Raw genomic sequence first — 13,257 nt, 5'->3', positions numbered from 1 at the left:
TTATTCCTCGTAGCTCAAGCTTCCCTTTTTAGTTCTTGTTTTTGCATAAGCTACTAAAAGGATTGTACCAAGAATACCGACAGTAATGATATTACTTAGTCCTGCAAAGATACCTTGCGCGAAAACTTTGTTCGTAGGTTCAGCATAAATTATAATGTCTAAAATAGGGGCAATTAGACCCCAACCAATTGCTTGAATGACTACTTGCACAATGTTAAACGTAATAATTTTATTTGTACCGAACTCGCCGTTTTCTATATTAAATTGTTTGTAGAATAAACCAATTCCAAGTCCAATGAAAGCAGAGACGATTACCCAGCTCCACCAAACCGAACCGTACATTAGTAAATCAGTTAATGTATGACCGATAAAGCCAACAAATACTCCTGCAATAGGACCAAATAGAATAGAAATAAGTGCTAAAAAGGCATATGCAGTGTTGATGTTTGTATCTGGAATACCTGAAGGAATTGCAACAAATCTAGATAAAATAAAAAATATTGCGGTACCAATACCAATTGCAACAATTGTCTTCGTTGAAAAAATAGATTTCTTCATTTCGTTTTCCCCTGTCTTTTAATAAATTTGTGGAACAATTAATTATATACAACTTTTTCAACTTTTTGAATAGTCACAATCCAATTTATTCCTGTGCCAATGCCATAAGTGTCTGCAAAGGATTTTTGGTTAATAGCAATAGCGATATTATCCAAAGAATTTATATATAAAAGAGGGACCCCGATTTGAGAAGCAGCGAAAGAGCGACCATATACTAATGTACTTTCATAAATTGTACGTCTATCTGTTGTAATAGAAATTTTGAAGGAATCGCCATAATCTCCTTCTAGTTGTTTAAACTGCAGTCGGCTAATATTTGTCCACAAGTTTCCGAACGGGCTATCAATTACATCGACAACACCAGTAATGACTTCATTTTCAAGTGTAGACTCTTTTAAAGGTAATTCAACAATAGAATCTAGAGAAAGAATTGGTCCAACATTTTCAAATTGAATGGCACCTGCTGCAAGACGAGCACCAGTATAGGCATAAATATCACGACCATGGAAAGTATGGGACTCGCCAGAATTCGGCAGTCTATTTACAGTTTCGTCAATTTCACGGATTTCTTTAATGCCAATGTGTTTATACACATGCGTTAGTGTTCCATTATCAGGAGTAACAATATATTGGTTCTTCTTCGTTTTCACGACGACACTTTTTCGATCAGAGCCAACACCAGGATCTACAATAGATACAAATACCGTTTCCTCGGGCCAATAATTAATCGTTTGTAGAAGTCGATAAGAAGCTTCCCATATATTATATTGTGGAATTTGATGTGTTAAATCGAATATCGGCAAGCCGCGTTGTACCGAATTTGCCACTCCATGCATTGCGCTAACTGCACCATCACTAATACCAAAATCTGATTGTAAAACTAATAAACCTTCACTCATGTTAACATCCTCCTAGTTGATTTTAATTTTTTTGAATAAAAAAAATCCCGCCCTCATCAATCGTATAGATTGAAAAGGACGAGAATAATACTCGTGTTACCACCTTTTATGCGTTACTTATTCACATAAGTAACCTCAACAAGTACAAAATCCTTTCGTGATGGATTTTAGACTGTGGTATTGATAACGGGTACCAAATCCCGCTTACATTTCAAGCGCAACAATGTGCGTGTTCAATGTAGTGCTCAGAGGCCATTGTTCAAACGGAGTTTTTCTGCTTCTTTTCAGCTACCGAAGCTCTCTAAAAGAAATTCTGCCATTCTACTTTTTCTCTTCATCGCATTTTCTTATAATAGTGAATTTACACCCTATTATAAAAACTGTCAAGCATTTATATATAATAAAAGCTATTTGGATTTATTATCTTTGAAAAAAAGGAATCTCTATTAAAAAAGAGAATATAAAATAACACGCGTGTTGATTAACCACTTAATATTATCGTTCGTTTTCTACATAAAATACGTCTTAGTGAGTTTCCGCTGGGATTTTCGCTACAGGGGTGGACGTTTTCCGCGAGCGTTGCCTCAGCCGCTTCCTTCGCATGCGCTCAGTCCAGGGTCTTCGGCTAACGCTGTTCCCGCCGGAGTCGCCCCCCTTTCGCTTCAATCCATTAGGGCTGGCTACTTAGTTAGAATGGTGGAGCCATTTCTTAAAAAGAGAGAGCAAATGAATGCATTTCCAACTAAACCCTCCATTTTCCCAACTAAGTAGAGGGAAGCTAGATGAAAGTGTAAAAGCATTGAGAAGAGGCAAATTCTTCGTCACTTATTATAGATAAGCTCAAATCTCCATGAATAATAACCTATATAAAAAGCGAAACACTTGTTGCCTTAGCGCGTCGGGCCGCATGAGCCGAAGTATGAGACCCACTTGGGCGCAGCACAAGTTGGCTCATGCAAGGTGCGGCAAGCGTGGAGGCATAGTGTTTATTTCCTATTAGCACAAATTCCCAATAAACAGGATAATCAACAAACGTGATAAAATAACAGTAAAAATTAAAAGAAGGGTGTGGAAAATATGTGTCATGCGAAGGATGTTTTATCGGACCAGCTACTAGCAAATGCAAATGATCCAAGTTGGTATTTACCATTTTCGGACTCAGTGAAAGGTTTGTCTGAGGAAGAAGCATTTTGGAGGCCAAATAAGGATAGTAAAAGTATTGCTGAAATTGTGTACCATTTACTTTATTGGAATGAAACATGGCAAACAAGGTATAGGAAATCACATGTAAATGCAGTGCCATCTATAGGGGATAATGATAAAAGTTTTATCATTCCAGAAGGAAAAACATTTTATGCTCTAGCAGAGCAATTACTTGAGGTGTTGCTACAATGGCGTGATTTACTCACAAAAGAAAAGGTAGAAAGTGAAGTAGTGGGATTTTCAGAGTCCGTCAACTGGTGGCAGGTGCTTGGAAATGTTACTACCCACAATGCATATCATATTGGACAAATTATCTACATTCGAAAGCTTCAAAAAAGCTGGCAGGTGGATAGTGAAATAAAGCCTGGTTAGATTGTTCCTAACCAGGCAATTATGATTAAATTAATTCCCATTCTTCACGTAAAATTCCCATTCGGATCGAGTCATAGTATACACCATTATACAAACGTACTTTGCGGATGCGTGCTTCCATCGTCATACCTAACTTTTCTCCAACGCGAATCATACGTTCGTTGCCAGACCATGTTGTGTAACCGACACGAACGAGTGGCATTGTCGTAAATAAATGTTTCATCCATAATGTGAGAGCCCTTGTTCCAATACCTTGTCCCCAGCTTGGGGCTTCATGTAGTCCAATGCCCATTTCAAGCCATTTAGAAGGTTCGTGCTCCCAATAATATGAAACAATTCCACGAACAACTCCGGCTACTTCAACTGCCCAAAAGTTTTCCCGCTCAACGTAGGAATGTGCTTTTTCCATAAATTCATCAAAAGGAACAGCTTTATATTCATAATAAGGCGCATCCCATTTTTTCCACTCAGGAGTTTCGTCTTTACACATTAGTTCCCATAATCGAGGTAAGTCCTCCAGTTGAATCGGTCGAATAATTACTTCTTTATCTTGATAAAACATTCAATTCCTCTTTTCATGTCATAATTTAAAAATCACCCTATTGGACTGAAAAGAGATGGCGTATGCCTGTTACTTTTCAATCACCATTAATAAGTTTTTCATTTGTAACACTCCTCTCAACTAGATAGATACTATTATAGTTTATTATTCTGAATAGTTAAACCTAATGTCTTTCAATGCTTCACATAATTGCTCAACAGAGCTAACGATTATCCCATTTTGTTTGATCAAACCAACTACAAATAAATTTCGGTACATAAATTGATTTTCAGTTCCATCAGCTACTAGTGCTTCTATTTTTTTCGTGTTGTCTCGCCCTTGTTGACGTGTATCTGTATAGAGTGCGAATATTGGACGATTCAACATAGAAAATGCTCCGATTTCTGCAGCAACTCCAGCATCAATTTCAACTCCGTCAATAATAGCGACTAAAAAATCGCTTTCCTTTAATGCAGCAATGTCAGCATTAGCAATTGCTAAACTATCTGCATAAGCCGACTTATCATTAATAGCCCCATTTTCTTGCGGCACATATAATTCGACTCCTGGAATCGTTGCTCGTACTTCTTTGGCAACCAATTCGTTCACCAATCTATCTCCTAAACCAAACAATCCATTCGCTAAATATCCTTTTTTCATCACCATTCCTCCAATTTCCATCTATATTATTGTAGGGAAAAGTTTGTAAAAAGCAAAGGAGATAAAGGAAATAAACAACTCATGACGAATTAATTGTTATGAACATTTACTTTCATAAAAGGAGGGATTTGAATGGATTTATCTATAATAGAGCGAGCTGAAAACCAAACATTGCAGTCAAGGCTTACCTCAATTCAAACAATAGAAGGAAATCCGATGGGGGTGTATCAATTAGTTAAAGGAAATACATATGTTTTTGCAGCGGAAAATATTCCTGGACCAGCATTTAATACAGTACGAGGTTTAAGAGAAAATGACCTTCCATATTTAGTGGATATACTAGATTTTTATCACAAGTTATCGATTGACTTTCGAATCGAAATTACGCCTCCAAATAGTTCAGAGCTTTTATTCAGAGCGTTAATAGACAAAGAGTTTTTTCAGTATGGCTTTCATGCATCTTTTGTAGGGGAAGCTTCGCAAATAAAAGAGATTAGTAGTTCAGCCTATGTCGAGGTCCATTCTTTAAAGAAAGATGAATTTGATTTATTTGCTTCTATTTATGTGAAAGCTTTTGGTCTTCCAACCTTTATTCAAAACGGTATTAAGCAAAATAATGAAGTTCTTTTTGAGGTGCCTGGATGGGAATTTTATGTGGCATATGTAAAGGGCATACCTGCTGGAATTGCCGTGTTATTTGTTAAAGATGAAATTGCTTCTTTAGCTGCAGCAGCAACATTACAAGAATACTGTAGTATGGGAGTACAATCGGCATTACTTCACAAGCGTTCTCAAGTAGCTATTGAAAAAGGTGCCAAGTATATAACAAGTGAAGCTACTTTCGGAAGTGTCAGCCATCGAAATATGGAACGGGTAGGTCTCAAATTAGCGTATACAAAAGCACTTTGGAAAAAGTTTTAGTCGTGGGAAGGAAAGAGAAGGTGATTAATTTATGACGGACATGCAAAAAGCAATAGAAGGAATCAAGCAATTACAGAAGATAGATCGGCCCTACATTATTGGCATTGATGGATTAAGTGGCGCCGGTAAAACGACGATAGCAGAAAGAATGAAAGAAAAGCTGACGAAAGAAGAATATAAATTAATAGTTATTCATATCGATGATTTAATCGTGGAACGAGCGAAAAGATATAACACAGGATATCCAGAATGGTATGAATACTATACGTTGCAATGGGATGTGCAATTTATTAAGGAAAATCTATTTGGGGCAGTACATCAAAATCAAAATCATCTCAATTTAAACTTTTATGAAACGGAAAAGGACCAATGTAATCTGAAAAGAATGGAGTTATCGCAATGTACTTTGATACTAATCGAAGGAATCTTTCTCCAAAGAAAAGAGTGGAGTACCTTTTTTGATTATATGATTTATCTAGATTGTCCAAAAGAGACAAGATACGAAAGGGTTTTACAGCGGGATGCATACATAGGTGATATGAATGAAAGGATAAGTAAATATGAAAGAAGGTATTGGATAGCAGAAGATTACTATTTTGAAAAAGAAAACCCGTTACAAACTGCGGATATTATTATAAAAAGTTAGGTTTGCTGAACAAACTAGTAACTATCATCTCTATGTAAAACAAGACCATGGGACTGAAGATTATCCCAAGGTCTTGTTTTGTTTAGCGTAAACACATGAAGATTAGATAATCGTACGAACGATAACTTCTCCAAGGTATCGTCCTGTGTTTGCTGGGTCGTATGGCAATGTTACAGGTGCAACTACTGTCGTTGTTACATTAATACGGACAGTGTCTAGTACAGCTAGCGCAAGTAATGTGTCTGCTGAAAGAGTTACCACATTCTCAGGATTTGAACCATTTGCACCAACAAATAAAGGCACAGTCAGTATAACTATCCCTAATACGTTAACAACTTCTAGAGAGGCTGATACTGTTACCGTCTCATTTCCTGCAAATGCATAGAAAACACTAACTGGTAAACCTAAATTAATAATTGGCAGACCTGGAAGGTTAAACAGAGTATTAAATGTTACGGTTTGACCAGATGCAGTATTCGGTGACCAAATATAGTTTCCATTTCCATTGATTAATGGTGTAGATGGTGTTGTGAATACCGCAGGAGTTGGAAGACTAGCTGGTGGTGCTGCTGTATCCGCTACGACATTAGTATTAGAAGGTGTAGTAAAAGCTTGTAAAGCTAATGGCATATAAATTCCCTCCTTTCAAAATATATTTGTCAACAGGTGACATAATCTTATATTATGCACTTTACTAAATGTTACTTGGACAAAGTACCAATTCTAGTAAGAACATTTATTAGAAACATAGAACCTTCTGATTTTAATAAATGAAAGATTAAAACAGATAGTAAAAAGTATTTCCCTTCAGTAAGGACATCGTCTATACCATTGTTCTGTTTCTATAATATATATATAAGGAAGAATCAAAATCAAAGTTCTAAAATATGAACAAAAGGAGATATTTTTATTGAAAATACTACTTGCAACGTTTTGGATTATTCCACATGTAGGTGGAGTATGGAATTATATGAGTCAACTAAAAAAAGTACTTGAGTCTCTTGGTCACGAAGTAGATATACTTGGGTACGGTGAAGGGAATAAGTACGTTTATATTGTAAATGAATTTCGAAAAGTAGAAAGAAGTTTATTGCTTCCTCTAGTCAATGATAAACTGAACGTTCAACTCGAGCCAGAAAATTATGCCGATCCAGTAGTGAAACATTGTGAAACGGAACGTCATGTTTATGAGTTAGGCGCTTCCTATTTGGGTTTAGAAAAATATGATGTTATCCATACTCAAGATGTCATTTCAACAGTATGTTTAAATCGAGTGAAACCTATAGGTCCCACATTAGTAGCTACCCTTCATGGGTGTGTAGCTCATGAGATGCGACTTCAAACTAATTCCTCCCCTACTTCTTACATGTGCAAGGCATATTTTGATGAACTTGAGCATGTCGGAGCCACATCCGCTACATTTACCATCGTCGCAAATGAATGGTTAAAAAATATTTTAACGGATGAATTTCACGTTCCAAATGAACAGATTAAAATACTTAACTATGGATATGACACAGCAAATTTCCTGAAAAAAATAAAGGAAAAACCTTTTATTCAACTTCAGCACCCCGTGGAGCGTCCAGTTGATAAAAAAACAATTTTATATACAGGGCGACTTGTGGAACTTAAAGGGGTACATCATCTAATCTCTTCTCTTAGCCATCTTAAAAAAATTCGAAGTGATTGGGTGTGTTGGATTGTTGGAGAAGGAGAAAAGCGAGCAGAGCTACAAGTACAAAGTAAAGCCTTGGGAGTAGAAAACGACATTTTTTTCTTAGGAAAACGAGAGGACATACCTAAAATACTGTCTAATACGGATATTTTTGTTCTTCCTAGTCTGATTGAGAACCAATCTTTATCCGTAATAGAAGCACAAATTACTGGGAAAGCTGTAATTGTTAGTGATGCAGGAGGATTGCCTGAGATGGTGGAGCATGGAGTTACAGGGTTAATATCACCAGTGGGAGACGTAATGAGTTTATGCAACAATCTGGAATCATTAATAAAAAATGAATCTTATAGACAAGAACTAGGTTCTAATGCTAAAAAATGGGGAATGGTGCATTGGTCTCTAGAAGCGGGAGTAAAAAAAGTGGTAGAGGTATACGAACTTGCTCTTTCCATAAAAGGTGGTGTTGGAAATAGTGAAAATTAGATTGAAAAAATCCTATATAACTTTAAAATATATCCTATAGAATAGACTTTTTTCAAAGTGTCTATTCTATAGGGTACATTTTACATTTCAGATGTAAGGCTTTTTGAATTTCGAAAGAAAAGAGAAGAAAATCTATTTCGAAATCCAGGCATAATAAAAAAGAGGGATGAACTTGAAAAGTATTTTGGCATTTGAAACATCTAAAGAGGCGTTTACGCATGAAGAACTAACAAATGAAATGATGGGAAAGCTAATAAGCTATCAGCAGCATCTAGAGCAACATTTTCAGTTGAGTACATTACCAAAAGGCGTTATTTGGACAAATGATCTATTAGCAACAACGACTTTTTCGAATATACCAATACCTGCATTTACGAGAGAAGACTTTATTTATATGTCTCCACAACTAGAGGTTTGGCAAAGTTTATTGGTGTCCCAATTAGAAAGTAAGGAAATGGATGAAATTCATGCATTTTATGAGAACTTTAGTGAGGAGCATCTCTTTATTATTCTTGCCCACGAATTGACGCATCATATTGATCTATTTGTAGATGAGTTTGATGATGAAAGACATGATAGTATTTGGTTCGAAGAAGGAATGTGCTTCTACTTGCCAAGAAAATTTTGCTTGTCTGAAGCAGAATTCCAAAAGATAACAGACATTGAACAGTCGTTGGTTAATTGTTTTGTAGAGGATTACGGCATGCATAGCTTAGATGAATTTGGAATGGCTTCTTACAAAGGGTCCGTTTCGAGTATTATGTTCGACTACTGGCGAAGCTATATTAAAGTAAAATCGTTAATTGAGTATGCGGATGGAAATGTTCATCATATATTTAGTTTATATAAAGAATGGCATGAAAAAGGTCGAGAAATCCCTTTAACAAAGTATTTTGAGGAAAGTCAGAAGTAATAAAATACTTCATGCCCGTACCTTTTCGACGTTTTTTTTCGTTTATATAAATGAAAGACAAATATGGAGGAGGGAAAAACATGCGGCCGCTTGTTGAAAAGACTCCCGATGAAATGAATGAAGAATTTGAGATGGCTGTTTTGCCATATATGCACGTCCTAAGAAAGTACTGTCTATCCTTAACGAGAACAAAGTGGGATGGAGAAGATTTATTGCAGGAAACTCTCGTAAAAGCGTATAAAAGCTGGATGAAGACACCTAAACCAATGGCGAAGGCTTATTTATATCGCATTGCTTCTAATACATGGATTGATAAACACCGCAAACGAAAAATAGAAGAAGATATGAATCGGGATTTGAGTCAATTGAAACGGGAAGATGATTTTGTAGTGGCGTCGGTCGTTCCTGTAATCAGTAATTTATTGAGCGAACTGACTGCCAAGCAAAGAGCAGTAATATTGTTCATTTTCGGGTTTGGCTATACAGCAAAGGAAACAGCAGGGTTGCTTTCTGTTAGTGAAGGGTCTGTTAAAGCGGCACTTCATCGTGCTCGAAAGGGTTTCAAACGTATAAACATTCATAGCTATCTGAACGAACTAGATGAAGAAAAAACACTACCTTATATAACTGCTTTGAATAGTGGAGATCCAGATGCTGTCGTACGTCTTTATCGAAAAGAAATGCAAGAACCGTTCATGCAGGACGGAAAAAATAAGTCTGTATTTTCTTCAACTCCAATGGTTCAGTCTCTTGTAGGTAGCAATACTTCTTATGTGCTTATCCCCATTTCGAAGAAAAATGGTGGGGTTCTATTCATTCCATTTTATCAATTAGAGCTAGCTGTTTTATTGTCGCAAATAGCATGGTTGAAGCAAAAGGAATTTTTAGCAGTAGCATAGAGAGGGGAAATAATATGTCAAATCTTATTCCGTATGTAGTGGACCAAACAAGTCATGGAGAGCGTTCGTATGATATTTATTCGAGGTTACTGAAAGATCGAATTATTTTTCTAGGCTCAGAAATTAATGATGTTGTAGCGAATAATATTGTGGCGCAAATGCTGTTTTTAGAGGCAGACGATCCAGAAAAGGATATTTCTTTGTATATTAATAGTCCTGGTGGTTCAGTAAGTGCTGGTTTTGCTATATACGATACGATGCAAATTATTAAACCAGATGTACGTACGATTTGCACAGGTTTAGCAGCATCATTTGGGGCTACGATATTAGTTGCTGGTACGAAGGGAAAACGATTTGCTTTGCCGAATAGTGAAATCATGATTCATCAGCCACTCGGGGGAGCACAAGGTCAAGCAAGTGATATTGAAATTAGTGCAAGGCGCATTTTGTTAATGAAAGAACGGATCAATAAGATTTTTTCAGAGCGCACAGGTCAATCAATAGATAAAATTGCAAACGATTCAGATCGTGATTATTTCATGACGGCGGAAGAAGCGCTAAACTATGGGATAATTGATCAAGTTATTTCGTAATATGTAAAGAAGCTCTTCATCCAACTGGGTGAGGAGCTTTTTTAAAGGTATTAATAATTCCTTTGTCGAATAAACATTCTTAAGGTATAGAAAATTTGAGTGCTTTAACTAATATGGTGTAAAAAGGAGTTTTTTTATTGTATAAAAATTATGGAGCTAGGCATATTTTTATGGCGATTGGCATATGTGTTTTATTCTTTTCTCCAATCATTGTACTTATTGTACCTTTAGCGCTCGTTGAAATATTGTACTATCAAAAGGAGATATGGCTTACATATACACCGAAGGAAAGCTTTGTTGTAGTTGGTGTAGCCATGTTTTTGATCGTATTGGCATGTGCATTACTTTGGCTGTTAAACGTAAAAAAAGTGGCAATTGGAATAAGTGTCGTTTGTTTGTTGTCAAGTAGCGTATTATTTTATATGGCATCTTTCCCACACGTGACATTGTCTGATGAAGAAATTTCTTATCGAACGCTATTTTCTAAGCAAGAACAAACATATAGCTGGAATGAACTCGATCAATTTCTTTATTATGTTGTAGACAAAGAGGACGACGGATTATCTTATTATGAGTTTTATTTTAAAGATGGAGAAATGCTGACGATATCTCAAAACTATTATGTGTCGGATATTCAAATGCGTTTAAACCAAAAAGTGAGATCAGTAGGTGTAGATGTTGATTACATTGAATAATTTGCATAAAATGAATGAAGATCACGTATGTTAATTATCCTATTTCTTGAAAACTCATGCTAAACAGTGCGTCTAAGTGAATAGCCACTATGGCTTCGCGCTTGCCGCACCTTGCATGAGCCAACTTGTGCTGCGCCCAAGTGGATCTCATACTTCGGCTCATGCGGCCCGACACGCTATGGCATAAAGTAAATCTCTATCTATATAGGTTCGTAATCATAAGGCTGAACGATAAAATGTGACGATCCATTTTCTATTTTTCAATGCTTTTATATGTTCATTTACTTTCCTATCTGTCACTCTACGTTTTAGTTGGAATTTTAGCGCATTTAGTTGGAAAAAAAGTAGGTTTAGTTGGAAAAATTTTTAATGGAGGGATAGCTTGAAAGTTTCTGACATGCTCCATTGGATTGAAGTGAAAGAAGCAGTTGAAGCCGTGCCTGCGGTAAGCGTCCGCATCTGTAGTGCAAATCCCTGCCGAAACCACTAAATTGAATAGAATGGTTAATCGACAAGCGTGAATGAAGATATAACTACTACGAAACGGTAGCTGTTCATATAGAATAAAAGGAGAATTCATATGCAAATTTATACTTACAAACAGCCTATTTCGATTGAAACAACACCAATGACATCTGTTTATAATGATAATGGTGCCTTTGCTTATACGTTTCAACGGCATTATAGCAATGGCGTGAAGCGATTCTTTGATAAGCTGTTAATGGATTTTCGTTATTTTTTACGTTATCACGTATATGATACAAATGATCAGCTTATTTTTATGTGTAAAAAGATTTCAAGAAAGGGCAGAGTGTACTACGAAGCAGTCGATTATGTGCATGAACATAAGTATATGATTGCCTACGATACGTGGAAAGAACTTGTCCCTGATTTGATGATTTCAGATGGGAAGATCCAGATTAAAATACATAAAGAAATGGAAGATTGGTCACGCTTTACGATAAATGATAAGGAAATTGCTCGATGGAAGGCAGAAGTAATAAGTGATGAGTTTAGAATGCAGCTAGAAGTAGCAGAAGATTCTCCGATTCAGCATGCCGCATTCTTTATAGCAATTAGTCAGTGCACATTGTTTATTGGAGCATGATGTTTTGTGCTCTGGTAGTTGAAAAAAGCGTGATCTAAAAGCTCGGTTTAATCCTGCTTTTTAGAACGCGCTTTTCCTAATAATGTGCATTAAATTGCTTTCCGGAGCAATCTAATTGAGCTTATTCAAAAATCCACCTTCAGTTAATAGATCTAAAATTTCCTTCTTGGTCATTAGTTTTTGATTTGCATTTAGTAAATTAGTAGGCAATGCTGAGACGGTACTACTAGAAAAATTTGGAGAGATTCGAATTAAATCTTCATTAAAAACACTTGCTAGCGGTTCCTCGTTTTCAGCTATTAATACTTCGTGAATTTTCTCTCCACTCCTTGCGCCAATCTCCACTATTTTAACGTCTTTCTTTTCGAAGAAGTCTATTAAAACTTCCGCCAAGTCGAGAATTTTACAAGCGTTCATATGCATGACAAAAATCTCTCCGCCAGTTCCTAACTCAGCTGCTTGGAGAAGAGTTTTTATAGCATGCTGGGGTGTAACGAAGTAGCGTGTCATCCTTTTATCAGTAATACTAATTTGATTTTTTTCTTCCAATTGTTTTAAAAATAATGGTAGCACGCTTCCACTACTACCTAGTACGTTTCCACCTCGGAGACATAGGAACTTTGTGGTAGAATTTGCTTCATTTGCATGAAGGATTAGTTTTTCTCCAAGTGCTTTTGTCATCCCATAGGTGTTAGCTGGGTCAGCAGCCTTGTCTGTGGATACATAAATTACTTTCTTTACCTTATTTTCGATAGATGCTTCAATGATATTATGCGTTCCTAGTACATTTGTTTTGATTGCTTCTAACGGATTTTCCTCGCATATTGGCACATGTTTCAATGCTGCTAAATGAAAAACGTAGTCTACTCCCGAACAAGCTAAATTCATAGCCTCTTTATCTCTTATATCTCCAATGCAATAATTTAATTTTGTATCATCAAAATTTCTACGCATTGTAACTTGTCTATTCTCATTTCGTGATAATATTGTAATTTTCCTAGGGTCGAAAGATAAAAGTTGTTTTATTAACTCAATACCCCATGAGCCTGTCCCCCCGGTTACCAGTATCGTTGAATTTGTAAACACAATAT

Annotated in this window: 15 protein-coding genes and 1 other annotated feature; of the genes, 9 read left to right on the top strand and 6 right to left on the bottom strand. The window is 36.3% G+C overall.

Going from position 1 to position 13,257, the window contains the following annotated elements; translation table 11 throughout:
* Together RUH95_RS06960 and RUH95_RS06955 are read right to left on the bottom strand one after the other, a co-directional pair.
* A complete protein-coding gene (locus RUH95_RS06960) occupies window positions 1-558 on the bottom strand; it encodes an ECF-type riboflavin transporter substrate-binding protein (protein ID WP_313892117.1) in 558 nt (185 codons plus the stop codon).
* Window positions 559-596: 38 nt separating this feature from the next.
* Window positions 597-1,457, bottom strand: coding sequence for an SAM hydrolase/SAM-dependent halogenase family protein (locus RUH95_RS06955; protein WP_313892116.1), 861 nt, complete (start codon window positions 1,455-1,457; stop codon window positions 597-599).
* Window positions 1,458-1,528: 71 nt separating this feature from the next.
* Window positions 1,529-1,804, bottom strand: a binding site (T-box leader).
* Between the two features lie 730 nt (window positions 1,805-2,534).
* Between RUH95_RS06955 and RUH95_RS06950 the strand changes: the two genes are divergently transcribed.
* The gene (locus RUH95_RS06950; protein WP_313892115.1) at window positions 2,535-3,032 is read left to right on the top strand and encodes a DinB family protein; all 498 of its coding nucleotides are present in this window, start codon (window positions 2,535-2,537) and stop codon (window positions 3,030-3,032) included.
* Between the two features lie 25 nt (window positions 3,033-3,057).
* On the opposite strand, the gene RUH95_RS06945 is transcribed toward RUH95_RS06950, so the two are convergent.
* Window positions 3,058-3,594 (bottom strand): GNAT family N-acetyltransferase, encoded by a 537-nt coding sequence (locus tag RUH95_RS06945; protein WP_313892114.1) that lies wholly within the window; start codon window positions 3,592-3,594, stop codon window positions 3,058-3,060.
* 144 nt (window positions 3,595-3,738) lie between these two features.
* The gene (locus tag RUH95_RS06940; RefSeq protein ID WP_313892113.1) at window positions 3,739-4,233 is read right to left on the bottom strand and encodes a nucleoside 2-deoxyribosyltransferase; all 495 of its coding nucleotides are present in this window, start codon (window positions 4,231-4,233) and stop codon (window positions 3,739-3,741) included.
* 132 nt (window positions 4,234-4,365) lie between these two features.
* On the opposite strand from RUH95_RS06940, the gene RUH95_RS06935 reads away from it, so the two are divergent.
* Both RUH95_RS06935 and RUH95_RS06930 read left to right on the top strand, forming a co-directional pair.
* A complete protein-coding gene (locus tag RUH95_RS06935; RefSeq protein ID WP_313892112.1) occupies window positions 4,366-5,154 on the top strand; it encodes a GNAT family N-acetyltransferase in 789 nt (262 codons plus the stop codon).
* Window positions 5,155-5,185: 31 nt separating this feature from the next.
* The gene (locus RUH95_RS06930) at window positions 5,186-5,800 is read left to right on the top strand and encodes a kinase (RefSeq protein ID WP_313892111.1); all 615 of its coding nucleotides are present in this window, start codon (window positions 5,186-5,188) and stop codon (window positions 5,798-5,800) included.
* Window positions 5,801-5,902: 102 nt separating this feature from the next.
* Here RUH95_RS06930 and RUH95_RS06925 read toward each other — a convergent pair whose 3' ends face one another.
* Complete coding sequence (locus RUH95_RS06925; RefSeq protein WP_313892110.1) at window positions 5,903-6,430, bottom strand: hypothetical protein; 528 nt, start codon at window positions 6,428-6,430, stop codon at window positions 5,903-5,905.
* Between the two features lie 280 nt (window positions 6,431-6,710).
* Here RUH95_RS06925 and RUH95_RS06920 point away from each other — a divergent pair, with 280 nt between their 5' ends.
* From RUH95_RS06920 to RUH95_RS06895, 6 genes are all read left to right on the top strand, one after another.
* Window positions 6,711-7,958 (top strand): glycosyltransferase family 4 protein, encoded by a 1,248-nt coding sequence (locus tag RUH95_RS06920; RefSeq protein WP_313892109.1) that lies wholly within the window; start codon window positions 6,711-6,713, stop codon window positions 7,956-7,958.
* Window positions 7,959-8,130: 172 nt separating this feature from the next.
* Window positions 8,131-8,871 carry a hypothetical protein gene (locus RUH95_RS06915; protein WP_313892108.1) on the top strand — a complete coding sequence of 247 codons (741 nt, stop codon included), beginning with the start codon at window positions 8,131-8,133 and terminating at the stop codon, window positions 8,869-8,871.
* 80 nt (window positions 8,872-8,951) lie between these two features.
* Window positions 8,952-9,770, top strand: coding sequence for an RNA polymerase sigma factor (locus RUH95_RS06910; RefSeq protein ID WP_313892107.1), 819 nt, complete (start codon window positions 8,952-8,954; stop codon window positions 9,768-9,770).
* A gap of 14 nt (window positions 9,771-9,784) precedes the next feature.
* Window positions 9,785-10,363 carry an ATP-dependent Clp endopeptidase proteolytic subunit ClpP gene (gene clpP, locus RUH95_RS06905; RefSeq protein WP_313892106.1) on the top strand — a complete coding sequence of 193 codons (579 nt, stop codon included), beginning with the start codon at window positions 9,785-9,787 and terminating at the stop codon, window positions 10,361-10,363.
* A 137-nt stretch (window positions 10,364-10,500) separates the two neighbouring features.
* Window positions 10,501-11,058 (top strand): hypothetical protein, encoded by a 558-nt coding sequence (locus RUH95_RS06900; protein ID WP_313892105.1) that lies wholly within the window; start codon window positions 10,501-10,503, stop codon window positions 11,056-11,058.
* A 580-nt stretch (window positions 11,059-11,638) separates the two neighbouring features.
* Window positions 11,639-12,166 carry a tubby C-terminal domain-like protein gene (locus RUH95_RS06895; protein WP_313892104.1) on the top strand — a complete coding sequence of 176 codons (528 nt, stop codon included), beginning with the start codon at window positions 11,639-11,641 and terminating at the stop codon, window positions 12,164-12,166.
* Between the two features lie 111 nt (window positions 12,167-12,277).
* Here the strand turns inward: RUH95_RS06895 and RUH95_RS06890 are convergent, their stop codons facing one another.
* Window positions 12,278-13,252, bottom strand: a complete 975-nt coding sequence (locus RUH95_RS06890; RefSeq protein WP_313892103.1) for a polysaccharide biosynthesis protein — start codon at window positions 13,250-13,252, stop codon at window positions 12,278-12,280.
* Window positions 13,253-13,257 lie beyond the last annotated feature (5 nt).

Origin of the sequence: Psychrobacillus sp. (genome assembly GCF_032154225.1) — a bacterium.
GTDB lineage: Bacteria > Bacillota > Bacilli > Bacillales_A > Planococcaceae > Psychrobacillus.
This window is presented reverse-complemented; position numbering and strand designations above follow the sequence as displayed.

Bases quoted from the DNA above. Each gene is read 5' to 3' on its own strand.
- RUH95_RS06960 (WP_313892117.1), bottom strand. From the start codon at position 558: ATGAAGAAATCTATTTTTTCAACGAAGACAATTGTTGCAATTGGTATT.
- RUH95_RS06955 (WP_313892116.1), bottom strand. From the start codon at position 1,457: ATGAGTGAAGGTTTATTAGTTTTACAATCAGATTTTGGTATTAGTGAT.
- RUH95_RS06950 (WP_313892115.1), top strand. From the start codon at position 2,535: ATGTGTCATGCGAAGGATGTTTTATCGGACCAGCTACTAGCAAATGCA.
- RUH95_RS06945 (WP_313892114.1), bottom strand. From the start codon at position 3,594: ATGTTTTATCAAGATAAAGAAGTAATTATTCGACCGATTCAACTGGAG.
- RUH95_RS06940 (WP_313892113.1), bottom strand. From the start codon at position 4,233: ATGAAAAAAGGATATTTAGCGAATGGATTGTTTGGTTTAGGAGATAGA.
- RUH95_RS06935 (WP_313892112.1), top strand. From the start codon at position 4,366: ATGGATTTATCTATAATAGAGCGAGCTGAAAACCAAACATTGCAGTCA.
- RUH95_RS06930 (WP_313892111.1), top strand. From the start codon at position 5,186: ATGACGGACATGCAAAAAGCAATAGAAGGAATCAAGCAATTACAGAAG.
- RUH95_RS06925 (WP_313892110.1), bottom strand. From the start codon at position 6,430: ATGCCATTAGCTTTACAAGCTTTTACTACACCTTCTAATACTAATGTC.
- RUH95_RS06910 (WP_313892107.1), top strand. From the start codon at position 8,952: ATGCGGCCGCTTGTTGAAAAGACTCCCGATGAAATGAATGAAGAATTT.
- clpP (WP_313892106.1), top strand. From the start codon at position 9,785: ATGTCAAATCTTATTCCGTATGTAGTGGACCAAACAAGTCATGGAGAG.
- RUH95_RS06895 (WP_313892104.1), top strand. From the start codon at position 11,639: ATGCAAATTTATACTTACAAACAGCCTATTTCGATTGAAACAACACCA.